At 64.7% G+C, this 25,048-nt stretch carries 15 protein-coding genes; all 15 read left to right on the top strand.

What is annotated here, in order from left to right:
• Positions 1-44 precede the first annotated feature (44 nt).
• The 15 genes from RF650_RS05535 (at position 45) to RF650_RS05465 (ending at position 24,445) form a co-directional block, all read left to right on the top strand.
• The gene (locus RF650_RS05535) at positions 45-1,328 is read left to right on the top strand and encodes a glycosyltransferase family 4 protein (RefSeq protein ID WP_368814342.1); all 1,284 of its coding nucleotides are present in this window, start codon (positions 45-47) and stop codon (positions 1,326-1,328) included.
• The gene (locus RF650_RS05530) at positions 1,325-3,301 is read left to right on the top strand and encodes a glycosyltransferase family 4 protein (protein ID WP_368814340.1); all 1,977 of its coding nucleotides are present in this window, start codon (positions 1,325-1,327) and stop codon (positions 3,299-3,301) included. Before RF650_RS05535 ends, RF650_RS05530 begins: the two co-directional genes overlap by 4 nt.
• The gene (locus RF650_RS05525; RefSeq protein WP_368814338.1) at positions 3,294-4,196 is read left to right on the top strand and encodes an ABC transporter permease; all 903 of its coding nucleotides are present in this window, start codon (positions 3,294-3,296) and stop codon (positions 4,194-4,196) included. Before RF650_RS05530 ends, RF650_RS05525 begins: the two co-directional genes overlap by 8 nt.
• On the top strand, positions 4,186-5,148 hold the full coding sequence (locus RF650_RS05520) for an ABC transporter ATP-binding protein (RefSeq protein WP_368814337.1): 963 nt from the start codon (positions 4,186-4,188) through the stop codon (positions 5,146-5,148). Before RF650_RS05525 ends, RF650_RS05520 begins: the two co-directional genes overlap by 11 nt.
• Positions 5,145-7,070, top strand: a complete 1,926-nt coding sequence (locus RF650_RS05515) for a glycosyltransferase (RefSeq protein ID WP_368814335.1) — start codon at positions 5,145-5,147, stop codon at positions 7,068-7,070. Before RF650_RS05520 ends, RF650_RS05515 begins: the two co-directional genes overlap by 4 nt.
• An 88-nt stretch (positions 7,071-7,158) precedes the next feature.
• Entirely contained in the window at positions 7,159-8,406 is a 1,248-nt protein-coding gene (wecC, locus tag RF650_RS05510; protein WP_368814333.1) for a UDP-N-acetyl-D-mannosamine dehydrogenase, read from the top strand.
• Between the two features lie 98 nt (positions 8,407-8,504).
• Positions 8,505-12,938: a glycosyltransferase gene (locus RF650_RS05505; protein WP_368814331.1), complete on the top strand. Its 4,434-nt coding sequence runs from the start codon at positions 8,505-8,507 to the stop codon at positions 12,936-12,938.
• Positions 12,935-13,291 carry a hypothetical protein gene (locus RF650_RS05500; RefSeq protein WP_312918583.1) on the top strand — a complete coding sequence of 119 codons (357 nt, stop codon included), beginning with the start codon at positions 12,935-12,937 and terminating at the stop codon, positions 13,289-13,291. The genes RF650_RS05505 and RF650_RS05500 overlap by 4 nt, the downstream gene beginning before the upstream one ends.
• Complete coding sequence (locus tag RF650_RS05495; protein ID WP_368814329.1) at positions 13,282-15,996, top strand: glycosyltransferase; 2,715 nt, start codon at positions 13,282-13,284, stop codon at positions 15,994-15,996. The genes RF650_RS05500 and RF650_RS05495 overlap by 10 nt, the downstream gene beginning before the upstream one ends.
• Positions 15,997-16,001: 5 nt before the next feature.
• Positions 16,002-16,703 (top strand): heparinase II/III family protein, encoded by a 702-nt coding sequence (locus RF650_RS05490; RefSeq protein ID WP_368814327.1) that lies wholly within the window; start codon positions 16,002-16,004, stop codon positions 16,701-16,703.
• 117 nt (positions 16,704-16,820) lie between these two features.
• Complete coding sequence (locus RF650_RS05485; RefSeq protein WP_368814325.1) at positions 16,821-17,930, top strand: heparinase II/III family protein; 1,110 nt, start codon at positions 16,821-16,823, stop codon at positions 17,928-17,930.
• The gene (locus tag RF650_RS05480) at positions 17,927-19,135 is read left to right on the top strand and encodes a hypothetical protein (RefSeq protein ID WP_368814324.1); all 1,209 of its coding nucleotides are present in this window, start codon (positions 17,927-17,929) and stop codon (positions 19,133-19,135) included. Before RF650_RS05485 ends, RF650_RS05480 begins: the two co-directional genes overlap by 4 nt.
• An 11-nt stretch (positions 19,136-19,146) precedes the next feature.
• Complete coding sequence (locus tag RF650_RS05475) at positions 19,147-20,397, top strand: hypothetical protein (RefSeq protein ID WP_368814322.1); 1,251 nt, start codon at positions 19,147-19,149, stop codon at positions 20,395-20,397.
• A gap of 1,319 nt (positions 20,398-21,716) precedes the next feature.
• A complete protein-coding gene (locus RF650_RS05470; protein WP_368814320.1) occupies positions 21,717-23,828 on the top strand; it encodes a glycosyltransferase family 2 protein in 2,112 nt (703 codons plus the stop codon).
• 392 nt (positions 23,829-24,220) lie between these two features.
• Complete coding sequence (locus tag RF650_RS05465) at positions 24,221-24,445, top strand: hypothetical protein (RefSeq protein WP_368814319.1); 225 nt, start codon at positions 24,221-24,223, stop codon at positions 24,443-24,445.
• The last annotated feature ends 603 nt before the right edge of the window (positions 24,446-25,048 follow it).

Genomic DNA, 25,048 nt, shown 5'->3' with positions numbered 1-25,048 from the left:
CCGGTACCTCACCGGGTGACCAGCCTCCGTTGAGGGTGCTGCTCATGGCCAGTTCCTACTGGCCCGAGCACTCGCCGCCCCAGCGGCGGTGGTACTCGCTCGTGAGCCACCTGCGGGAGCGGGGGTGGACCGTGTCCGTGGTGTGTCCCGTGGCGCACTACGGGGCGGGCCCGGACTACTCGACGCAGACGCGCGGTCGGGCGTGGCGGCGGCAGGCGGGGTTCCTGGGGGAACACATCTACCGGGTGCCCTACGTGTTCCTCGGGGACAATCGTGCCGGGAAGTTGCTGGACCAGCTCGTGAGCGCGGCCGCGTCCGTGGCGCGCGGGCTGTTCACGGGCCGCCAGAACGTCGTGGTGGTCACGGCGCCGTCGTTACCGTTGCTGGCGTCCGCGTTGCTCGTGGCGCGCGTCAAGGGGATCCCCCTGGTCGTGGAGATGCGGGACGCGTGGCCCAACCTGGCCGAGGACGCCTCCCTGGTGCGCGGCGGGTCCAAGTCCGTGGTCAACCGCGCCGTGGTGTACGTGCAGAACCGCGCGGACCTCGTGGTCACGGTGACCCAGGGTTTCGCGCGCACCCTGCGCGAACGAGGGGTGAACAACGTGGTCACGGTGCGCAACGGCATCCTCCTGGAGCGCACACCGCAGCTGCCCCCGCCTCCGGCACGACGGCGCGGGCTGCGGGTGCTGTACCTGGGCAACCACGGCGAGTCCCAGTCCCTGGACCGGCTCATCCGCGCCGCCCACCTGGCCGGGGACTCGGTCCGTCTCACACTCGTGGGTCACGGCAGCCGCAAGCCCGCACTGCAGCAGCTGGCGCACCGGCTCGGCGCCAACGTGGAGTTCCTGCCCCCGGAGTACCGCGAGCGCGTGTTCGAGCGTTATCGCGACGCGGATTCGGTCGTGATCTCCCTGCGTGACGACTGGAAGTCGTTCGAGGACACCATCCCCTCCAAGACCTACGAGGTGCTCGCCGTGGGCCGGCACATCACCGCGGTCGTTCGTGGCGAGGCCGCCCACGTGCTCACCGACGCGGGCGAGGGGGACATCGTGGCCTCCGATCCAGAGCAGATCGCCGCGCTGTGGCGCGCGCTCGAGTCCGACCGTTCGCGACTGGTCCCCAGTGGGTCCGGCCGGGAATGGGTGCGGCACAACGCGGACTACGCGGACCTGTCCGTGCAGTACGATCAGCACCTGCGCGCCACCGTCCGCGAGTATTCCCGCGTGTGCGGTCAGGGCGTGCTGCCCCGCCTGGGCAGGGTGCTGCGTGCCGTCACGCGCGGCGTCGCGGGCGGGAGCCTCGGTGGCGTCGAGCGGATGGCCCCATGAGCTCACGGCGCCGCGAACGGTCCCGTGAACTCGCGGTCAACGCGTGGCTCACGGCTCGCACGATCGGCCAGCACGTCACCGACGACCCCGTGGTCTTCTGGTTGCAGGTCTCCCGCCGGTTGCCGCGGCGCTGGGTCACCCCCGCGGCCCGCGTCCTCTCACGGGTCCCCGGCCCGCGTTGTCTCGCCGCCCGGGCCACCGCCCTGCATGTCCTGGGGGACGACGACGCCGCTCGCGCCGCACTCTCCCGCGCCCTCGCCTCTGCAGGGGATTCGGAGCTCACGACGCAGGACCCGGGTCACGAGCACCGGGAACATGCAGGGCCGGAACAGACGCGTCCGGGCCCGCCGCGCCCGAGAACGGCGCTGAGCTCCCTGGCGCGGGGGAGCAGGAACGGGGACACATCGGCGTCGTTACGCGGCGGAGCGGAAGTGGCCCTGAGCATGGGGGACACCGGCCTCACCGCGAGCTTGCTCGCCGCACTCCCCGCCGACCATCCGGGAGCGGCTGCGACCCGCGCGCGCCTCGAGTGGTACCACGGCAACGTGGACCGCGCCGTGGAGGTGCTGGGCGACGCCGAGGCCCTCCGGCGGGCCACCCGCGGTGAACGAGCCCTCGCGCGCCGCCTGGCCGCCGAGCGGGACCTGCTGGGCGACTTCTTCCCGCGGCTGGAACCTGTACGCGATTACCGGCCCAGGGACCGCACCGTGCTCTACGCCGTGACCAACTCCCTGCCGCACACCGCGAGCGGCTACGCGCAGCGCTCGCACTCGTACCTCACCGCACTGCGGGACGAGGGGTGGGACGTCCACGCCATGACCCGCCCGGGGTACCCCGTGCAGGTGGGCAAGGTGCTCGCCCGCCACACGGACGTCGTGGACGGCATCCCGTACCACCGCGTGCTCCCGCGGCGGCTGTCCGCGACCGCCACGGGACGCGTGCAGCAACACGCGCACGCGCTGCTGGAGCTCGCGCTGCGCACGCGGCCCGCTGTCCTGCACGCGACGAGCCACTATGTCAACGCGTTGGCCGTACACGCGGTGGCCGAGGCCCTGGGGATTCCGTGGGTCTACGAGGTTCGCGGACTCCTCGCGGACACGTGGGCCGCGACCCGCCCGCCGGAGGCCCTCACATCCGAGCGCTACGAGCGCTTCCAGGCTCGCGAGGCGTGGGCCATGACCACCGCGGACCGCACCGTGACGCTGGGCACGGAAATGGCCCGGCGACTCGAGGAGCTGCCCACACCGGCATCCGCCTCCGAAAACCCCCTGCGCGTGGACCTGGCCCCCAACGCCGTGGGCGGGGCCCTCGTGGAGAACGCACCGTCCCGACACGACGCCCGCGCCGCCCTGGGCCTCGCCCAGGAGACGTTTCTGATCGGCACCGTGACCTCCGTGGTGGACTACGAGGGCATTGATGACCTGTTGCGCGCCGCGGCCCAACTGCGCCCGCACATACCGTCCCTGGCGGTGCTCGTGGTGGGGGACGGCGTGGCCCGCCCCACCCTGCAGCGGTGGGCCCGCGAGCTCGGTCTCGAGGACGTCGTGACCTTCACCGGCCGCGTGGACCGAGCCCTCGCACCGCAGTACACCGCGGCCCTGGACGTCTTTGTGATCCCGCGCAAGGACCGCTCCGTGACCCGCGCAGTGACCCCCCTGAAGCCGGTCGAGGCCATGGCTGCGCGCACCGCCGTGGTCGCAAGTGATCTGCCCGCCCTGCGCGAGAGCGTGCGCCACGACGAGACCGGGCTGCTCACACCGCCCGAGGACCCGGACACCCTTGCCGAGACACTGTTCGGCCTGGCCCGGGACCCCGAGCGCCGCGAACGCCTCGCGAACGCCGGACGGGACTGGGTGGTCGCACACAGGACGTGGCGGGTGATCGCCCAGCAGGCATCCACGCGGTATGGTGAATTGAATGAAGACGTCCCCCGGACAGCGATCTACCCCCCGAGGAGACCGGAGCATGACTAGCAGCACCGCCCAGGTCAGCGGGGGACACGGGCAACCAGAGGATCGCGCGGTCGAGACCTTCGACCCCACCGCGATGCACGCCGTGGGCGCCCGCCCGCCCTTGCGTAAGTACCTCCAGGACCTGTGGGGCTCCCGTCACTTCATCCTCTACGACGCCCGCGTCCGCCTGGCCGTGAGCCAGGACCACACCCTGCTGGGCAAGGCATGGATCGTGCTCAACCCACTGCTACTGGGCTTTACGTTCTATCTAATCTTCGGGCTGCTGCTGCGCACCGGCCGGGGAATCGACAACTTCGTCGCGTTCATCGTGCTCGGACTCACGATGTTCTTGTACAGTTCCCGCTCCGTCGTCTCCGTCTCCCGCTCCATGACCTCCGCCAAGGCGCTTGTGCGTGGCTTCATGTTCCCGCGTGCCGCGCTCACGCTGTCCATCGTGGTGCGGGATGCCATGACACAGCTCTATGCTCTCGCGGCGATCCTGGTGTTCCTGCTGATCGTCCCGCCCCTGGAGCCCATCTCGTGGACGTGGCTGCTGCTGATCCCCGTCTTCGTACTGCAGAGCATCTTCAACTGGGGACTGGGAATGCTCCTGGCCCCGGCGGTGCACCGGATCCCGGACGTCTCCAACATCCTGTCCTTCGTCATGCGGCTGTGGATGTACTCGTCCGGCATCTTCTACGACCCTTCCCGCTTCGTGGACGACGAGCGCATTCTGGCCCTGTTCCACTTCAACCCCCTGTACCAGGTGCTCTACATCAGCCGCGATCTGGTGCTGCGCGCGCAGGTTCCCAGCTGGTCTTCGTGGGCCGTGTTGGTCACGGCATCCCTCGGGATCCTGATCATCGGTTTCCTCGTGTTCTGGCGCAACGAGGAGAGCTACGCGGATGAACGCTAGGCACGACGACGTCGCGTCGCACACCCCGGGTAAGTCGGGCGTTTCCGCGCAGCGCCTCAGCGGTGTGCCCGCCCCCGGCAACGGCGCTCCCGCACCTGCGCGGGAACCCGGCGCCGGGCCCGCCGTGGTGATCGACCACGTGAGCATGATCTACAACGTCACGTCCACGGGCGGTGGGGACGAGGTCCCGGTCTCCGCGCCGGTGCGATGGGCCCGGCGAGCGCTCGGGCGGCCCCCGATCGTGCGTAACCTGGCCGTCCACGACGTCACGCTCGCGGTGCACCAGGGCGAGTTCGTGGGGTTCATCGGGCGCAACGGGTCCGGGAAGTCCACGCTCATGAACATCGTGGCCGGGCAGATGAATCCTACGTCGGGGCGGGTCTACTCAGTGGACACCCCTGTGAAACTGGGGGTCAACGTCTCCCTGGTCCCGGCGCTGTCCGGGGAGAAGAACATCCGCCTGGGCTGCCTGGCGCAGGGTATGCACCCGCGCCGGGTGGACGAATTGTTGCCCGAGCTCGTGGAGGTAGCTGCGCTGGGCAAAGCCATCCACTGGCCCATGAAGGCGTACTCCTCCGGGATGGCCGCGCGCTTGCGGTTCGCCGTGGCCACCGCCACAGACCCGCACATCCTCATCCTGGACGAGGCTCTGTCCACCGGGGACGCCCAGTTCCGCGAACGCGGGCAGGCCCGCATGGCCCAGATCCGCGAACAAGCCGGGTGTGTGCTGTTCGTGTCCCACTCGATGAACGAGGTACGGGAGATGTGCACCCGGGTGGTGTGGCTGGATCAGGGGGACACACTCATGGACGGGGACCCCGAGACCGTCACGGAGGAGTACGAGCAGTTCATGAAGCAGCTCGCCGCCGGCAACAACCTGGCCGCCCACAAACGTAAGTTCGAGCTGATGGATCGGCTCGTGCGCACCGAACTGCGGGAGGTGCACGCGTGAGTCCCCGCTCGCCGACCGGTGATCTGCGCACCCAGTTGTGGCACCTGCGCCACGGCGGGGTGTCCCAGTGGCGGACCTACCGGCGCCGGGCGGGACTGCCCGCGGGACCGTCCGCGAGCGCCGTCGTCACCGGAGCCGGCCGCGACGCCGCCTCCGCCGGGAACGACGGCGCGCAGCGCACGGTCTCGTTCGCGGCGCAGGAGTGGCCCGAGCGCGAACCTGTGCGCGGGGACCTCACCGCCGCGGTGATCCTGGACGACTTCTCCTTGCGTGCCTTCCACTACGAGTGGCACCAGGTGGTGCTCACACGGCGGAACTGGCGCGCCGAACTGGCTGCGCAGCCCGTGGACCTGCTGTTCGTGGAGTCCGCGTGGCACGGCAATGCGGACGAGTGGCAGTACCAACTCACCGGGACCTCGGGCGTGAAGGAGTCGATGCGCGAGCTCGTGGCCTACTGCCGCGAGCAGGGAATCCCCACGGTGTTCTGGAACAAGGAGGACCCGCCGCACTACGACGACTTCCTAGAGTGCGCGCGACTGTTCGACACCGTTTTCACCACGGACGTCAACAAGATCCCCGACTACCACCGGGACCTGGGCCACGACCGCGTGGGGGTGCTACCCTTTGCCGCGCAACCCGCCGTGCACAACCCCGCACGGCCCCGCAACGGGTTCCACGAGCGGGACGTGGCCTTCGGGGGGATGTACTTCGCCCACAAGTTCCCCGAGCGGCGCGAGCAGATGGACGTGCTGCTCGGCGGCGCACATGATGCCTCGGCGAAACTTGACAGGGGGCTCGAGATCTTCTCCCGCTACCTGGGCCAGGACGAGCGCTACCAGTTCCCCGAGCCCCTGGACCAGCATGTGGTGGGCTCGCTGGGTTACGACCAAATGCTCACCGCCTACAAGGCGTACCGGGTCTTCCTCAACGTGAACTCGGTCGTGGATTCCCCGTCCATGTGCGCGCGGAGGATCTTCGAGATCACCGCGTGCGGCACCCCCGTGGTCTCCACGCCCTCCGAGGCCGTGCGACGGTATTTCTCCCACGACCAACTGTCCGTTGTTGCGGACCGCGAGCACGCCGCGAACGTCATCCGTGCCCTCGTGCGCAGCCCGGAACTGGCAGATCGCATGGTACACCGCGCGCAGCGCGAGATCTGGGCGCAGCACACCTACACGCACCGCGTGGAGACGATCGTGGAACGCGCCGTCCCGCAGCTCGCCGTCGCCCGCACCCGGCCCAGCGTCACCGTGTTGCTGTGCACCAACCGCCCGCATCGACTCCCGGACGCCCTGCGCGGGATCGCGGCCCAGGTGGACGTGGAGCTGGACGTGGTGCTCGTGGCCCACGGCTTCGACCCGCGGGCGCGGGACGTCCAGCGCGTCGTCGAGGACTGCGGGATCCAGCGCGTGACCACCGTGGCCGCGGACGCGTCCCTCACGCTGGGGGAGTGCCTCAACCTCGCGGTCGAGCACGCCACCGGGGACGTGCTGTCCAAGATGGACGACGACGACTACTACGCCCCGCGCTACCTCGCCGACCTCCTGGACGCCCTGCGTTACGCGAACGCGGACGTGGTGGGCAAGCAGGGGCACTACATGTACGTGGAGTCCCAGGACGCCACCCTGGTGCGCTTCCCACACCGCGAGCACCGATACACGGACTTCGTCATGGGGCCCACGATCACGGGCTACCGCGAGGTCTTCCGGCAGATCCCGTTCCAGCGGCGCAGCACGGGGGAGGACACGTCCTTCCTGGCCGCGGTGCGCGAAGCCGGCTACGTCATCTACTCGGCGGACCGCTTCAATTTCGTCCAGTTCCGCGGCTCGGACAGCCACACGTGGCAGGTGTCCGACGCCGCTGCGCTGGCCTCGGGACGTGTCGTCATGTTCGGGGACAGCACCCGTCATGTGACGATATGATCCTAAGGATTCTGCATGTTTACGTTGAAAATGAATGGAAGTTCCGGTCAATCGGAACGAACCAGCAAACGCGTGGTGAGGTGCGTCAATGAGTGAGCCGTTGGAAGTCGTGTTCGTGGGGCTGGGGTACATCGGTCTACCCACCGCGGTGGTCATGGCGAATCACGGGGTGCGGGTCCACGGCGTGGACGTGAACGCCTCCGCGGTGGAGCGGATCCAGCGCGGCGAGGTCACGATCGTGGAGCCGGGGCTCCAGGAGCAGCTCAAGAAGGCGATCGACAGCGGCCAACTCACCGCGACGACCGAGATGCAGCACGGTGACGCGTTCGTGATCGCGGTGCCCACCCCGTTCAAGGAGAACTACGAGGGCGACCTGTCCTACATCCTCTCCGCGGCCGAATCCATCGCTCCGCAGCTGCGCGGGGACGAGACCGTGATCCTCGAATCCACCTCCCCGCCACGCACCACGCAGACCCTGGCCCGCAAGATCATGGAGCTGCGTCCTGACCTGTCCCTGGACGGGGAAGACGGCAAGCCCGTGGTGTACTTCGCGTATTGCCCCGAGCGCATCCTGCCGGGCAAAGCACTCGAGGAACTGATCAGCAACGACCGCATCATCGGCGGCAGCACCCCCGAGGCCGCGCGCCGCGCCAAGGAGGTCTACGCGTCCTTCTGTCAGGGTGAACTGCTCGCCACGGATGACGTCACGGCGGAGTTGTCCAAGCTCACGGAGAACTCGTTCCGTGACGTGAACATCGCGTTCGCCAACGAGCTGTCCCTGATCGCGGACACGTTGGGCATCGACGTGTGGGAGCTCATCGAGCTGGCCAACCACCACCCGCGCGTAAACATCTTGCAGCCGGGCCCCGGCGTGGGCGGGCACTGCATCGCGGTGGACCCGTGGTTCATCGTGGCCGCGGACCGGGAGAACTCACGCCTGATCCGCACCGCCCGCGAGGTCAACGACGGGAAGCCGAAGTGGGTCATCTCCAAGGTGGAGGAAGCCTGCTCCCACGTGGAGTCCCCGGTGATCGCAGCCCTGGGCCTCGCGTTCAAGGCCAACATCGACGACCTGCGTGAATCCCCGGCCATGAACATCACCAAGGACCTGGCCGAGCACGTGAGCCACGCGACGGTCCTGGCCGTGGAGCCGAATGTCTCCGAGCTGCCCAAGGGTCTGCAAGGCCTGGCGAATGTGGAGTTCGCGGACTACCAGGACGCGATCGAGCGCGCAGACGTGATCCTGCTGCTCGTGGACCACGACGAGTTCAAGACCCTGCCGGCCACCGCGCTCAAGGGCAAGGCCGTGGTGGACACCAAGGGTCTGTGGCGCTGAGTCACTGAGGCGGGGGCGGTGGGAGCACCGTCCCCGCCGCCCCCGCATCGTCTTCTCGCGCGCACCCCCGGCGCGCCGTATCCCCCAGGAGCACCCCCATGCATCCAGACGAACGCCGCGATCCGGCCCGGTTGCGGGAACTGGTGTACCGCCAGGTCGCCCGGGATCCGCGTGGCACGTTCGATCAGCTGGAAGCAGCACAACGCAGGATCCGGTCCTTGGAGGCCGCGGCCGCCACGGCCCGGTCTCGGATCGAGAAGCTCACCGCGCAGAACCGCACACTGGCCGCCTCGTCGACGACTACGGAGGAACGGGCGTCGGAGTCTGCCGCGGAACCCGCCGGCGACGGAACCGGGGCCCCGGTCGAGGACGGTACGTCGGCGGCCGCCACGAGCCCGGCAACCCGGGTTCACGACGATGCCGCGGCCACCGGCCCGTCGAACCAGACGCCCCACGCGTCGTGGGCCGGTACCGAACCGACCGCAGAGGTCGAGCCCTCCCTCGAGGACGTCCTGGCCATCCTGGAGGCCGAGCCCATCGCGGCGCACTTGTCCGCTGCCCTTAACCGGCTGTGGTACCGCGAAGGGGACATCGCACGTGCGGCGGAACTGGTCGACCGCCACCGCGGCCTGCTGCCGGATCTCACCGAGAAACAGCGCTACTTGACCGACCGCATCCTGGGCACCGTGGCACTGGACCGCACGGCGGCGCGACTCGTGCCCCCGCGCTCCCGCGGTGCGGCGTACCTGCCCGAGCGGCAACGCATCCTGTACTGCGCGTACTCCACGCCGATCTTCCATTCGAACGGGTACAGCGTGCGCACCGAGGGAGTGGTGGCCGGGCTGAAGGCCGCCGGCGCTGACGTGACCGTGATGGGGCGCTCGGGCTATCCGTGGGACATCTCGACGGCGCGCGCCAAGCCTCGCAAGCGGCGCCACGTGGAAACGCGCAACGGCGTGGACTGGGTGCACGTGCCGGAAGGCAACATCAACCACCTCGCGCCGGACGTCTACGTCAATGTCGCGGCCGATGCCGTGGTGCGGCAGGCCCGGTTGCTGCGCCCGTCCGTGATCCATGCGGCGTCGAACTACCTCAACGCGCTTCCGGCGCTGGTCGCCGCCCGGCGGCTCGGTGTGCCGTTCGTGTACGAGGTGAGGGGTCTGTGGGAGGTCACGGAGGCCTCTCTGAAACCGGGATGGGACGAGACGCAGCGGTATGTGAACCAGGCAGCCATGGAGACCCTGGTCGCTCGTGAGGCGGATGCCGTGCTGGCCATCACGCAAGAGGTCGCGGACGAGCTCGTGCGCCGTGGGGTGTCCGAGAACAAGATCACGCTGCTGCCCAATGGTGTGAACACGGATGAATTCCTGCCGCTGCCCCGGGATACCGGCTACGCCGCGAAACGCGGGATCCGCACGGATGTGCCCGTGATCGGGTTTGCGGGCTCGCTCGTGGCCTACGAGGGTCTGGACACGCTGCTGCAAGCGGCCAACATCCTGCGCGGGCGCAAGGTGGACTTCCAGGTGGTGATCGCCGGCTCCGGTGGGGTGTACCCCGACCTGAAGAGTTATCAGGTCCGCAACAAGCTGCAGTCGCGAGTGAAATTCGTGGGCCGGCGGCCCGCGAGTGAGATCGCCCGGTTCATGAGCTGCGTGGACATCGTGGCGTGTCCCCGCGCCAGCTTGCCCGTGACGGAGATGGTTTCGCCGCTCAAGCCACTCGAGGCGTTCAGCGCAGCCAAACCGGTGGTGCTCTCGGACGTCTCACCGCACCGTGCACTCGTGGGTGCCGTGGAGGGAGAGAGCGCCGGGCCGCGCGGTCTGCTGAGCCGAGCCGGGAACCCCAAGTCCCTCGCGAACGCGCTGCAGAAGCTCATCGAGGATCCTGAACTGCGCGTGTCGCAGGGGCAAGCCGGCCGTCTGTGGGCCGTGGACGAGCGGCAGTGGAGGAACCTCGGCCCGGTGGTCCGCCGGGTCTATGCCCAGGCCACGGCGGACCACGACGCCCTGGCACACGGTGGCCGGTCCCTCAAGGATCTGCGGATCGGTCTGATCGCGGACGAATTCACCACGGAGACCCTGCGCCGCTCGGCCACGATCATCCCGCTGGGCCCGGCCGATTACGCCGAGCAACTGGCCGGCGAGAACCTGGACCTGGTGTTCGTCGAATCGGCGTGGTCGGGCAACGGCGGTGTATGGCACCACAGGGTGGGGTACTACTCGGACGAGGAGCACACGCAGCTGCGGGACCTCCTCGCGCGATGCCGCCACGCCGGGATCCCCACCGTGTTCTGGAACAAAGAGGATCCGGTGCACATCAACCGGTTCCGCAGGACCGGGGCGCTGTGCGATCACGTGTTCACCACGGACGCAGACATGATCCCGGAGTATCTTCACACAGCGCGTTTCCTGAGCGGCGGTCGCGCCGTTACGTCCTCTTCCCTGCCCTTCTATGCCCAACCCGCGATCCATAACCCCCTCCCGGGTGCACGGGCGCCGGAGGACACCATTGCCTATGCCGGGACCTACTACGGGCAGCGATACCCCGAGCGCTCCCAGCAGCTCGAGCAATTGCTCGGCACGGCCAAGCCGTACGGGCTGGCCATTTACGACCGGCAATTGGCCATCCCGGACTCACCGTACCGATTCCCACCCGAGTTCAAGCAATGGGTGCGGGGGGCATTGCCCTACGACGAGGTGATCGACAGCTACCGCGCGCACGTGGCCAGCCTCAACGTCAATTCCGCCCCGTACTCACCCACCATGTTCTCCCGCCGGGTCGTGGAGATCGCGGCGTGTGGGGGAGCGGTCCTCTCGAGCTGGGCGCGGGGCATCACCGAGACGTTCGACGGTGGCATTCCCTGCACCAACAACGCGGCATACGCCAAGGCTCTTCTGGGGGCATGGAGCGCCGATCCGGAAGAGCGGTTGCGCGAGGTGTGGCTGCAGCTGCGCACGGTCTTGCGCGCGCACACGGTGGACACAGCCCTTGTGATCCTCGCACGTACCGCGGGTCTACCGGTCGAGGCGTTCTCGCTGCCACGGTGGGGTCTCACCGCGCGCCCCGAACAGGTCCCGGGGATCCTGCGTCAATCCGTCCTGCCCAGCACGGTGCGGTTGACGGACGACGACGCCGCTGCCCGCGCCGCGCTCGAGGCGCACGGCGTACGCGTGCTCGGCTATCGCGAACCCTATCCCCACGACGTCGAGTTCTGGGCGTACCCGCCCGAGGACCCTGCACGGACATGGGCGGAGGACCTGCTGCAGACCACGCGCTGGGGATACTGGGACAAGATCGCAGGGCGCTCGCGCGGGGCGGACGAGGATGCTCGAGTGTTCGCGGTTCCCGGTACGAACACGCACGATGCCTGGGGAATGCTTCGGGCGACCCTCGTGAAAGACCCGGACACGTCGTTCCGTGCCGTGGACTCGGCCGCCACCCTCACGGTGACGCTTCCGCCATCGGACGAGCCCACGCGTCAGCTCGTGGCCACCCCGTCCGGTGAGAGTGCGGTGGAGCGTGCCGGCACGATCCTCGTGGCGGGACACGACCTGAAGTTCATCTCCTCGTGGCTGCATCACCTTCGTGCCGCAGGGGCACGAGTGCTGGTGGATCAGTGGGACAACCACGCGCATCACGATGAACAGCGCTCCGCGGAGCTGCTCGCGAAAGCGGACGTGGTGTTCTGCGAATGGGGTCTGGGCAATGCGATCTGGTACTCGGAACACGTGAACGACCACCAGCGGCTGATCGTGCGGGTTCACGCGCAGGAATTGCGCGGGCCCTACCTGCGCCGGATCCGGCACGAGCAGGTGTCCCAGTACGTGTTCGTGAGTGATCTCATGCGCGAGGCCGCGATCACGAGTCACGGGCTTCCTCGCGCCACGTGCACGGTGATCCCCAACGTGGTCCGCACGGCGGACCTGGCCCGTGACAAGCACGAGAGCGCGCTGAAGACCGTGGGGTTCGTGGGGATCGTCCCTCAGTTGAAACGGCTCGACCGCGCCGTGGATCTCATGGAGCAGCTCGTGGCCGTGGATCCCGAGTTCTCGTTGCGGGTCAAGGGTAAGCGTCCCGAGGACTACGAGTGGATGCACAAGCGACCCGAGGAACTCGAGTGGTACCGGACGTGCTACCGCCGCGTCGACGAGTTCAATCAACGCGCCGGCCGGGAGGTCATCCGCTTCGACCCGCACGGCAACGACATGGCCGAGTGGTACCGGGGTGTCGGATACGGCATCTCGGTGAGCGACCACGAGTCATTCCACCTGACCCTCCCGGATGTCGCAGCATCCGGCGGTGTTCCCGTGTCCCTGGACTGGCCCGGCGCGGATCTCATCTATCCCAGGGAATGGCTGGTCCCGTCCGTCCACGAGATGGCGCAACGCATCCTGGATCTCTCTCGAGACCCGGAGACGCGCCGTTCGTTCAGCCACAACGCACACGACTTCACGACATCCACGTTCGACGCCGCCGCCGTCCATGAGCAGTTGGACCGCGCCCTAGCCCCCATCGGAGGCCCACGATCATGAATGCGCACCCGACCCCAGTGGGCGCCGCCGCCGACCACGCCGACGCGGTCGATGTCCTCAGTGACCTTCTGGCCCAACAAGCGCAGGAAATTCGCCGACTGAGCGAGGAACTGGTGGCCAGTTACGAGAAGGAGATCCGGTTCTTCCAGAACCTCGAGTCCCGGGACGAGCAACTGAAGACGCAGGAACGGGCCTACCTGAAGAAGGTGTGGTGGTTGGAGTCCGAACTCCGCAAAACGCGTGAGGAGCGGGACACTGCCCGCGAACAGTGGGAGCGCACCAGGGCCTCGCGCACCTTCAGGCTGCAACGACGCGTGTGGAAGCTGCGGAAGGCGGTGCGGTCATGGCGATGAACATGGACCAGGTGAAGCGACGGCGTGCGAAGGTTCGCACGCGGATCAAGGAACTCCAGTTGAGGGAAGCCACGGCTGCAACGGACCGGCACTGGTTCCGCTCCCGGGCGTTCAAGGACTACGCGCGCCGTAATCGCGCGGACCGGTTGAACCCGGTGATAACGCAGGAGCAGTATCCCGAGTGGTTGTCACACAACGGGCGAGCAGAGCAGGTCCGCGACCTCGTGGAATCCGTGGCGGGTCTGCCCGATCACGCCGGTACCCGTGTCTTGACCCCGCACCCGGCCCGGGTGGCCATGATCGCGGACACGTTCCTGTACGAGACGTACGAGGGCACGGCGAACATCACGTACGTGACACCGGAGAACTTCCGGGACGTGGCTCGCACCAGCGATGTGCTCATCCTGACATCCACGTGGCGGGGCCGGTTCGAGGACTGGCACGGCACCACGGCGTCCGCGGGGCTCGTGCGCTCCGAGGTCATCCCGGCCTTCCGCGCACGCGATGTGCCCGTGATCTTCTACTCCAAAGAAGACCCGCCCAATTACGCCCGGTTCCGTCCCCTCGCCCAGGAAGCGGACGTGATCTTCACCTCCGCACAGGAAATGATCCCGAGCTACGCCGCGGATTGCCCCGAGGTGGGGGACATCCGCCCCCTGACCTTCGGTGTCAACCCCCTACTGCACACGCCCGTTGGATCCCGGCGGGTACGCCACTCCGAAATCTTGTTCGCCGGGTCCTGGCTCTCTCACAAGTACCCCGCAAGACAATCGGCGGCGCGGTTCCTGTTCTCGGGCGTCCTGGATGCCGGACGGGATCTGTTGATCGTGGATCGGAACTCGTCCCTGGGCGATCCCAAGTACTTCTACCCCCGGGAGTTCGTCGACCACGTGGGCCCAGGGCTGGGCCACCGTGAACTCATGAAGGTCCAACGCAGCGTGGACGTCCATCTCAACCTCAACTCGGTCACCAATTCCGGGACCATGTACGCCAACCGAGTGGTGGAGCTGCAGGCGATGGGCGCGTTCGTTCTCTCCAACTACTCGCTCGCCGTCAACGATCGTTACCCCGAGGTCCAGCTGATCGACCGACCGCGGGAGGTACCCCTCATCCTGGACGGCATGACGGGGGAGCGGCTCTACCGTGCGCAGACGGACGGTCTGCGCCGCGTGTGGGAACACGACACGGCGTGGCAGCGCATGTCGGACATGCTCTCCGCCGTGGGTGCCCCCGTCGCGTCCTTGCACGAACGAGTGGCGGTCGTTCCGGACGGTGACACCACGATCGACCACGCGCGTGAGATCGCCGACACGCAGACAGCACTCGTGAGCGTCCTCACTCGGGGCGAGTTGGCGCAGCGCCGGGACGACTTCGACGTCGTCGTGCCCGTGTCCGCCGATCATGACTACGCGAGCGGCCACGTGCGCGACCTGCTCAACGTATTCAGGTACGCGGACGTGGACGTGGCCACGAAGAACGGCTTCGAGACGAACGGCGGGATCACGAGCCTCGACGATCACGAGCTCACGGGCCGGGTTCGCAGCAGTGCTCGCAGCGGCCTCCGCGTCCAGGCGGACACCCCGGTGCTGCAGACGTGGCTCGACTCCGGGCGGATCGAGGGGCGGGCCTACAGCACCGCGCCGTTCGGCGCGGGGCCCCGGGTTGGCGAGCGCATCGAGGTCACGCTCACCGACGCCCCACAGTTGACCGTGGTGGTCCCGGTGTTCAACAACGGCAAACACCTGGTCTCCAAGTGCTTCCGCTCCCTGGAACGCTCCACGATCTTCAGGGACATGGAGATCCTGCTCATCGACGACGGCTCCACCGATCACGACACGGTGCGCGCGGTGCGCGAACTCGCGGCGCGGTATGACAACGTGCGCGCCCACTTCTTCGAGACAGGCGGATCGGGCAGCGCGTCCCGGCCGCGAAACGAGGGACTGAAACTCGCGACGGCGCCCTACATCACGTACTTGGACCCGGACAACGAAGCGCTCAACGATGGGTTCCGCGTGTTGCTGGAGACCGTCCGCGAGCTCGGAGTGCAATTCGCGATCGGGGACATGATCAAGCTCTCCTCGTACCGCCGGCACGTCCCGAACGTCAAAATCCTGACGAAGAACCTACCGGAGGATCCCACGGGCGGTCTGATGGTCCCGGAGGACGCCCTGCAGCGGATTAACTTCCAGCCCATGAGCATCCAGGCACTCGTGGCGGACACGCAATGGTTGCGCGCCATCGGTCTGTATCAACCGGTGGGTGCCCTGGGTCAGGATTCCCTGGCGTTCCAGCAGATGCTCCACGGGGCCAGGCGGATCGCTACGGTCCGCCTGCCCATCCACGTCTATTACGGGGCCGTGTCCAACTCGATGATCAACACGGTGGGGCCGAGCCTGTTCCGCAAATACCTACCCCTGGAGCACTACCGGGTGGAGTGGCTCCGACGGGAGGGGCTGTACGACGCCTATTGCCATACCCGGGTGGACGCATTCTTCGACGGGTGGCTCGTGAACAAGTTCAACCGTTTCGTGCCCGCGGAGCAGAAGGCCGAGTGTCGCGCGTTGCTGGACGAATTGTGCGCGCTCTACGAGGTTGAACTCACACACGACGACCCGCAGGAGCCGGCGTCGCCACTGCGCGTTGTGCCCCGGCCCGCGGAGGAACAACTCGCGCCCACGGATGCCCTCGTCGGCGCGGAGAACTGACCCTCATGGTGAACCTCGACGCGGCTCGGCGACAGGCGCTGGGCACCCACTTCCGTCCATCAGCCGATGAGGACGCCAAGGTCAACGATCTCAAGGCGGGCCGTCTCACCATGGCGCCGCACAAAGCGTGGTCGCTCCCGGAAGAACCCACCTGGCGGGAAAACCCTTTTCAGGACAACAACTGGCAGTTCCAATACCACATGCTGCGGTGGCTGGATCCGCTCCGGCGCGCCGCCAACCGCGGAGATGTCGAGGCGGCGCAACGGTGGGAATTCTTGGCGCATTCGTGGATCACCGCCAACCCACCGGGCGCGGGACAGACGCGGTGGTCGTGGATTGACATGAGCGACGGCATTCGAGCCATGGAACTATGTCACGGTCTCACGGTGGTGGGGGAGCAGGAATGGCTCCTGAGCTCTCTCCACGACCATGTGGCCTGGCTGTCCGAACCCTCCCATCTCAAACGGGGTAATCACGGATTCCACCAACATGTGGGGCTGTTCGTACTGGGCGTGGTATTGGAAGATCCTGAGGTGACCGAACTCGCGCTCGAGCGGCTCTTCGACCAGCTCGCGGCGGCCTACGACGAACAGGGCGCGAATGAAGAGGGTTCTCTCGGCTACCACCTGCAAAACTACGAGTGGTGGAACGATGCTCTGAGACGCCTGGATCTGGAGGGGATTCCCCGCCCGGAACTCTCGCATTGACTCGGCCTGGCACCGCAGCTGTTGGCCCACGCGACGAGTCCGCTGGGACGGTTTGCCCGGATCGGGGATACCGACGGTGGCAATCCCCGCAGGATCAACCACCCGCTCACTCGTTTCGTGGTCACTCAAGGGCGAGAGGGAATCAAGCCCGATTCGACCACCGCCATTTACGACGCCGGCTACGCCTTCCTTCGCAGCGGTTGGGGAGAAGATCGCCCCTACCAGGATGAAACATTCGTCACGGCGGTATGGGGCCGGCAGGACAAGGTCCACGGTCACCGCGACGGTGGTTCGGTGACCTTTGCTACCGATGGTGTGCAGTGGATCGATGACTCCGGCAAGTACTACTACGGAAAAAGCCCCATGCGGGACTACGTGGTGGGCCGGGAAAGTCACAATGCCGTCGTCGTGCCCGGAAAGACGTACCGGAGGGACACCGAGGTCTCCTTAATCGGCCACTCGGAAACCAGTGACTACGTAGACCTGACGTTCAGCGATCCCGGGTACGACGACGTCGGAATCCTTCGGCGACTCATCTACCTCAAGGCCCGGTGTCAACTCCTCGTCCTCGACTCCGTGGAAACCCCGGAGGCCACCATGGTGGAACAGCGGTGGAATTGCGGTCGCAGTGTGGCCGCGCAACGTCTGAGCACGGGTTTCATTCTGCGCCACCAGGACAAGAGCATTCACGTGACTACCTTGAGCGGTGGCACAACGGAAATTCGACGCGGCGTGAAGGGTCCCATGGCGGGTTGGACGTCAACGGGATGGCGGAAAGCTGCGCCCGTGGATCAGGTGGCCGTCACCGGGCAGGGACCCTCGTGTTTCTTCTCGACTCTGATCGGCCCGTGGGACGAGGCAGTGGTTGACGTGCTCGGCTCCCGCATGACGCCTGATGCATTGCACGGACCGGTCGAAGACGTGATCCCGTCCGCGCTACTGGCACGGGATCACACGGTTTCAGTCGTCGAACACGCCCAGGACAACACCGGGATGGAGGTCACCGTATCCCGCACGGAACGCGGCTTGGTACGGGCCGTCGTCAGAGGTGGCGGGCCATTTTACGCGTTCTACCTCGTGCGGTCGGATGGCTCCGTCGAACGGGCGCCCTACAGCCGACGTGCGTCTCGCACGTTCCACACCCAGGACACGGAATCGTGCCGTATTCGCGTGTTCTCCCGGGATGAGACGAAGACGATCAACGCCAGGATGGTGACAGCGGCATGACCCTGATTTCCACGACCGATCCCATGTCGCCGGCCTCTCCCGACCACACCTCCATCCTGGTGACGATTGAGACGGTGTTCTGTGACGTAGAGACGGTAACTGGGCGCATTGAGGAATACTTCCAGCGCTACCGTTCCACCCTCCGCAGCATCCTCGCCCAGGACATACCGGACGGGGTGGACGTCCTCCACACCGTTTACGTCTCCTCGGACAAGCTGCACATCGCCCGCCGGATCGAGGCAGAAGTCGCGGCGGTGGGGGCGCCAGCGGGTCTGCGGGTGAGCGTATTCATCTATACCCATCCCACCGGCGGCTACGGACATCTCTCCACCTCGCACGTGGACATGGCAATGGCGCCCAACAAACAATGGCCTCGCCGCGAGGCCATGTCCCGCCGAGCCCACGAGAACGTGCATCTCGCCGAATACGATCTGGTGGTGCGGATGGGCATCGATGACGACGACGTGTTCGCGCCGTGGCACATCCGCAATGTCCTGGGGGTGGCCACCGATCTCTTAGATCGATCGACCGACCCGACCGAGGTCCTGGCGGTGGGCCTCGAACGCTGTTACCTGATTCGGGCGGATCCGGACGGTCATCTGGTTCGTGACGTCGACTTCATCCGCTGCATGAGCGGTAACAAGTTCTTTGCCCACCGAGGCGGCGCGGTGTTCGACCCCTGGCAGCAATCCGTATGGTCTCTCCCGGAGACTTTCGATACCGGGCGTGCCGAAACCTTCCGACGCATGGGAACCACCCTGACCCGGGTGCGCGGCAACCAACCGAGTTTCGGCTACGTCCGACGAGGCCGCAACTTGTCCGTCTCCGATAAGGATGCATATGTCCAGCTCGAGCATAGCCGGTTCGTGACGACTCGCGGCGTCGACTTCATTGGACAGTGCCCACAGCCGTCGTCCGTGGGCACCACCACGGGTACTGAGCTGTTGCCGGCGGAACTCACCGTGACGGCCCGACGACTTGAGTCGGGCGCAATCAAGTATGCGACGAACGCCCGGTATACCCACGGGCCCGACGCCGCGGTTGCGTACTACTTCTTCAAAGGCAATGACCGTGTGCACGCCGTGCCGTATTCCCGCACTCACATCGGTGAAGTGCAGCTCGAGGACGAACGAGTGCGGGTTAAGGTCTTCGTTCGATTAGGGGACCGTGTGGTGGCAACGAAGACGACCGGTTACACGGTGTGAGGAGAAAATCCATGCTCGAAGAATTCGACTACTCATATTTCAAGGCGGACGTGCACGAGTGGTCCGGCACTGGCGAATTCTTCTCCGCTCCGAGATGGGCCGACGGGATCCATCGCGTCGGTCTTCCCACGCACCACATGGACCTCCTCTTCAAAAATGACGTCCTGGGAAGCAACCAGGACTACATCCTCGTCACCTTCAATGGCGCGGTATCCAAACGAGGGGAGCGCAAGCCCCCGTTCTTCTCGGGCATGAACCTCGGCCGTGAACTCGACGGTCCGTTCGTGGCCGTAGCCGACACGTCCTTGGCGCTCTCCCCGGATCTAAATATCGGCTGGTACGCGGGATACCAGGACGGCCAGTTTCAAGATGCGATTCTGCGAGCACTGCGGACGATCGCCGAGCGGACCGGCAAGCACCTGTGGTTGGTCGGGGGCTCGGCCGGCGGTTTCGCCGCCCTGTATTACGGTCATCTTCTCGGCGACGACGCCTCGGTCCTCGTCTGGAACCCCCAAACGGATTTTCTGGAGTACTCGCCCCCACTCGTCAGGCCCTACCTCGAACAGGCGTTCCCACAACTGGTGGCCACCGGCGAGCCAGCTGACCATCCACGGGGATGGGCAGGCGCGCTGGAACGAGCCGGCGTGCAGCATTCCATCATGGCGCAGGTACGCAAGGGGCACCGGCCGCGTCGCATGCTGGTACTGCAGAACTGGAACGACTGGCATGTGGAGGCTCATCTGGCACCACTCATGCGTGCATACGGAGCCTCTCCCGTCCGTCGCAATCTCTATGAGGCGGGGCCCGAGCATGCGTTCTGGATCCGCAACTTGGGCGAAGGCCATGTGCCGCCCACCCCGGCGCACATCGTTGAGCTCCTAGGGGCACTGTGGGCGGAGGGCGGGACCCTGCGGCAGACGGTCGGCACGCTGGAGGATCTCGGACTGACTGCCGAGAAAGACATCAGCTCGTTCCCCTTCTGGGGTTTGGGACGGGAAGCTGCGGTGGCTCGCGCCCTAGACTGGGGTAGTGGAGATGGTGGATCTCTGTGCCCGGCCATCCCAGGTGTTCCTGCAAAATCCAAAGCCTTCATGTTTCGCTATCGAGTGCGCGCAGGCCAACGCACGCTAAAGGAAACTTCCGCGCTCCTCGGGAGTCGCCTTGTCCTGTCTGCCCTTCCAGACTGGAGTGACGTCGAAGTCAGCGTGGGCGACGGGTTCGGCAACCCGCTCTTCACCACCACATTTTTTCATGGCCCATGAGCTACACCGCGACCGCTACGAGAACGAGTGGCCAAGAATTCCCCGTTCGCCCGAAGCGCCCGCTGTCTTAAGGAGGTAAGCATCATCTGAAACACGACATAATGCATAGCAAGTATGCACAAATGCGTCAGTCATTCGCAAGCCTCGCTACCACGACATCACGAGGCACCGCCCGCCACTCTGCACCCAATCAGGGATCAAAGTGTGTAACCCGCACCGAATCTAACCGAACAAACCACTACAGTATAAACTGCATACTCATGTTGAGACCCTCAATCATCACTTGAACACCCCGGGTGTCTACGAATAGGCGTTTGATTAAACCATACCCCATCCCCCATCACCTGCGTTCGCGCTGCTAAGCGCGCGCAATATCGGAGAGTGTGCCATGCAATCAAAGCAATCACTATTGACAATTGCATCCCTGGTAGCCATAGGACTGGTCGGATGTTCATCGCCAAGCGACTCCGCCGAACCCGGTCCGGAGCCGACTCACTTCAGTGATGAAGGGGCCTTTCGAAAAGCCGTAGAGGATGCAGGTTTGAACTGCAATCGAAACCGAGTGGTCAAATCGGAGGCAGCGACCTCGATTACCTGCTCCGGAACTATGTCGATTGCACTCTATGATGATCCAGCACTCTTCGAACGCAAACGGGGGGAATTCTTCAACGACGGGCGCAGGGTATTGGCTGGTGACTCGTGGCTTGTCGTCGAAAGCGGGGGCAATGATCTTCAAAGGCTTCAACAGAAAATCGGAGGTTCCCTCATGGTTCCAAATGACTGGACGCATGAAAGTACAACCCCGTCAACGGGAGCGAGCAAATGACATCCTCTGTTCCCGCTGAAGTCCCGAAACGATTAGATGTGCATGACGACTGGGCTCCCGTCGCCAGTGGATGCCGCTGGTCCGTCGCTTGTCATGGCATGGCAATGGCCTTTGACATAGCGTTTGACCTACGAGGGCGTGCACTAGGGCTGAAAGAGTACGCGGTCGTGGTACATGCCCTAGAACCGGATGGGTCCAGAACAGAACCTCGTCCCGAGTCTACCTGGCGTTATTCAAATATGTTGGATGGTTACTACGTCTATTTGGGGGATATCGCCAACGGGGCACGATGGATTGCACCCACGATAAAATTTGATACACCGGTGGCGGGAATCGAAATTCTCGTTTATGCATTGCCTCAGGCTTCTAAAACATCGAGTCTTGAATCGCTAGACCCATGGGTTCGGTGGATCGAGCCATTCACGACTTCGACTGGTGGTCGGGAGCTATGGGCGGTAATGGAGCGAGCGTCACGAAAGGTTGACGATCAATAATGGATGATTCTTTGGATCTGTCGATAATCATTGGATTTAAGGACTGGGGCCTCGAGCGACTCGAATTGTCCATAAAGACGATTCAGAAGTCTTTGTCTGGTAAACTCCGTGGCGAGGTAATCGTGTCGGACTACGGGTCTGTGGATGGCGAGTCGGTTCGGCAAGTCGCGGAGCGATTGAACGCACGGTGCATTCGGACCGAGACCGACGGGGAATGGTCCAGGTCACGAGCGCTTAATGCTGGAATCCGATCTTCTTCGGGACGATGGGTTTTCACTACGGACGCTGACATGCTGTTCACCCCGGAGACGTTTCCCGCCTTGGTTGAGTGGCTGGAGAGCCATCCTGGGCACGCAGCTGTCTTGCAGTGCCGGGACCTCCCCGCAGGCCACTCACACGAAGTCGTAAGAGACCGTGGTCTGCTTTGGGACGAGTTCGAACGGCGTGCAAAGTTGCGTCCTCGGTGGGGAATGGGCGGCCTGTTCGGAGTGTCCCGGTACACCCTCAATGACGTCGGCGGATATGACGAACGAATGCATACCTACGGGGGAGAGGACTTGGATTTCGCACTCCGCGTGCGTCGCTCTGGCGCACCCGTGACCTGGATCGAGGATCGACGCGTCAGGATGTATCACGTCTGGCATCCTTCGACTCATGCAGTCATAAAAAGGCAGACAGGCGGCAATGAGGCAGTTAGAGAAAACCAGCTCATTCTCAAGGAAGACCAGAGCTGGGTTCGTAACGTCACTCGAGGGTCCACCAGATCGATAACGGAGCCATTGGCAAGTTTTGTCACGGTCATGGACGCTCCCGCAGCAGGTTTGCCTGACACAGTCTTTTCAGCCTTGGGGCAAACAGTAGACAGTGTGGAATGCCTCATTGTGCATCCGGACAACGTCCCTCTTGATCTTGTATTCGCGAATATCTCTGGCATCGTCGATGTCGTGGTGCCAGCCGGGACACCCGTCGAGGTTATGTATGCCGAGGCCATAAAACGTGCACGTGGTCGTTGGGTAGCTATGCAACCACCGGGGACGACCTCCATGAGCGACCGTGTTGAAACCTTGCTAGGAATAATTCGAGGTGGCGAGGCCGGCGCTTGGTCTGGAATCGCCGTCATTGACGTTGAAGCTAGAGCCGGGCAAAGGGTACTGCCACGGTCTCCCTTAGAGGGCTCCTCGCGAAGCTGGGTCGACGGTATGGCCGCAGCGTCTCTGTTTCTTCGAACCGACTTACTTCGTCGCGCATTGGAACCCCTGGGAGGCAAAGTTGCACTCGCGCAGTTTGGTGAAGTAGTCGCGGCAGCGGGCCTCAACCTAAGCCGTGCCCAGCAAGCGTTAGTCGGAGTCTGGGCTGCCACGGTCGATGAGTCTGTCGAAGCTGAGGTCGTCTCACATGCTTCCATCGCAAGCCTTAGGGCCACATGGGCCGGCAGAACTCAGGGTGACGATGAACAATTTCCTGCGGGCAGACGTGAATTGCTTGAATTGTCCCCAGCATCGGAAGTTAGGCGCAGCGGCGCTGTCCAACTTCCACCCGGGGTGGACCCAGATGCCTGGCTGTCGGGAATCTCCGCTAAGGTTAGAATCTGGACCGAGCAGGACTGGCGAGCCGGGCAAAGCCAGACTACCCTTCGTTTTGATGACCTCTCGCGACGGGACTTGGCCCAGATTCGGCAAGTCGTTCCCGGGTTCGAGCCATTGATAGAATGGGCAGCCAATGAAAGAGGTGATTCCGTCTCTCGCCGTCGCCCTATCACGGAGATAATCGGATCTCTCGTATCCGAAATATTTCGCGCCTCTGTTACTCATCAGGTGCTCGTGGCCGCGTCCCAGGAGCGTGAAGACCTAGAGGATTTGATGCTGACCCTCGAGGGCCAAACCGTGCGAGCTTTGACGATAGTCACCGATGAAATCAAGTTGCATGTTTTGCTGGTGCCTGGATCGGCAGTGTCGGCAGTAAAAGAAAGCTGGACGGAGCTCGTACGTCGTCGCAATACACCGGGGTCTCGCTTGGAACTGGTCCAAATCATCTCCCAGTCAAGCCTGCCAGGACAGTTGGAAAAGGAAATAGCGGTGCTGAACACCCGGTCGAAAGCGGTCGAGAAGTGAAGTTCAACATTATGCATACCGAGAACGACAGCACTGAGCTCAGAGCGGTTCCAGAGAACTTGGACGCTTGGCCTGTTAGTGCGGCCTTGCGATCTGATCGCAAAGTAGGCGACGTGTCGTCCGATCGCATTGCTATTGCCTCGATCCTGGCATTCGGACGGTGGTGCAGTGGGCAACTGACCTTCCCAGATCAAGTGTCTCCGCTTACTGCTCAGAGATTGTCAACGTGGGCTCCAGATCGCTGGCTGCATGCATTTCCCGTGCATCCTGCCAATTTACCCATTCCCCGGGGGACCAACGTATTTAACCTTGAACGAGGCACTACACCTCGTCGAGACCCGGACGCACCAGTTATCAGATCTGTCCCCGCTGCGATACAGCCTACCTCAGCCATGCACGAAAACACGGTCGAACTGGCTTCGAACGCTTGGATGCTCGAGACAGGGAAATCTGATTCGCTGTTTTCTTGGGCTCCGCACCTGGCCCTGGGAGTGCTGTTTTCGGAACAATTGGGTGTGGATACATTTCGCATTTCTGGGATTAATCTCCGAGAATGTGAACAGCATCGCCTTCAGGATCTGCTGGCTTGTGGGGGAATAGGGGTGGAAATCGTATGATATCCGGGGCCCTGAAAGAGCTCGTCGATGTCGCGTTGATATCTGGGTCCGCCGATGCGATGAATAGCGTCGTTGAAGCAGTAGGCGACGATGCAATTCTGGCCGCGCAGGTGCAGAGCAGACTAATGGCAGTCAACCCATCTCTTGCTGATGACATTGTCAAGTCTCTACCAGTTCACACCCTAGTCGTAGCAGTGAATTTTCCCCCATTCAATGATGCCAGCGCCGTCACAGCAATGAAACGGATTATAGCTGCGGGTGAACTCGTGGATGTCGTGGTTCAAGACCTCTCCTCCATCCGTGACTTAGATGATTCTTTATGGGAGGCTGTTCGACCCTATGTGCGGCATCGATTCTCGGTGCAGGTACCGCCCACGTTTTCGAATTGGAGCGTGCTGGCCGCATACGTATCAGCGGGGGTTCGAGCACTAGAGGCCGCATGGCCTTGCGGCCTCCCGTACACGAGAATCCGTTCCCGCGTTATGTTCCCAGCTGCGCACTTTCTCGCCGCACTGCTGGCGGCGCGTAATGGGGCTCTTCACAATTCGGGGTGTAGGTGTGGTCTGAATCCGCCGGCTTCGAGGAGTGCGCGGGCTATGTAGT

It is taken from the genome of Kocuria sp. CPCC 205297, assembly GCF_040981035.1.
Taxonomy (GTDB): Bacteria; Actinomycetota; Actinomycetes; order Actinomycetales; family Micrococcaceae; genus Kocuria; species Kocuria marina.
This window is presented reverse-complemented; position numbering and strand designations above follow the sequence as displayed.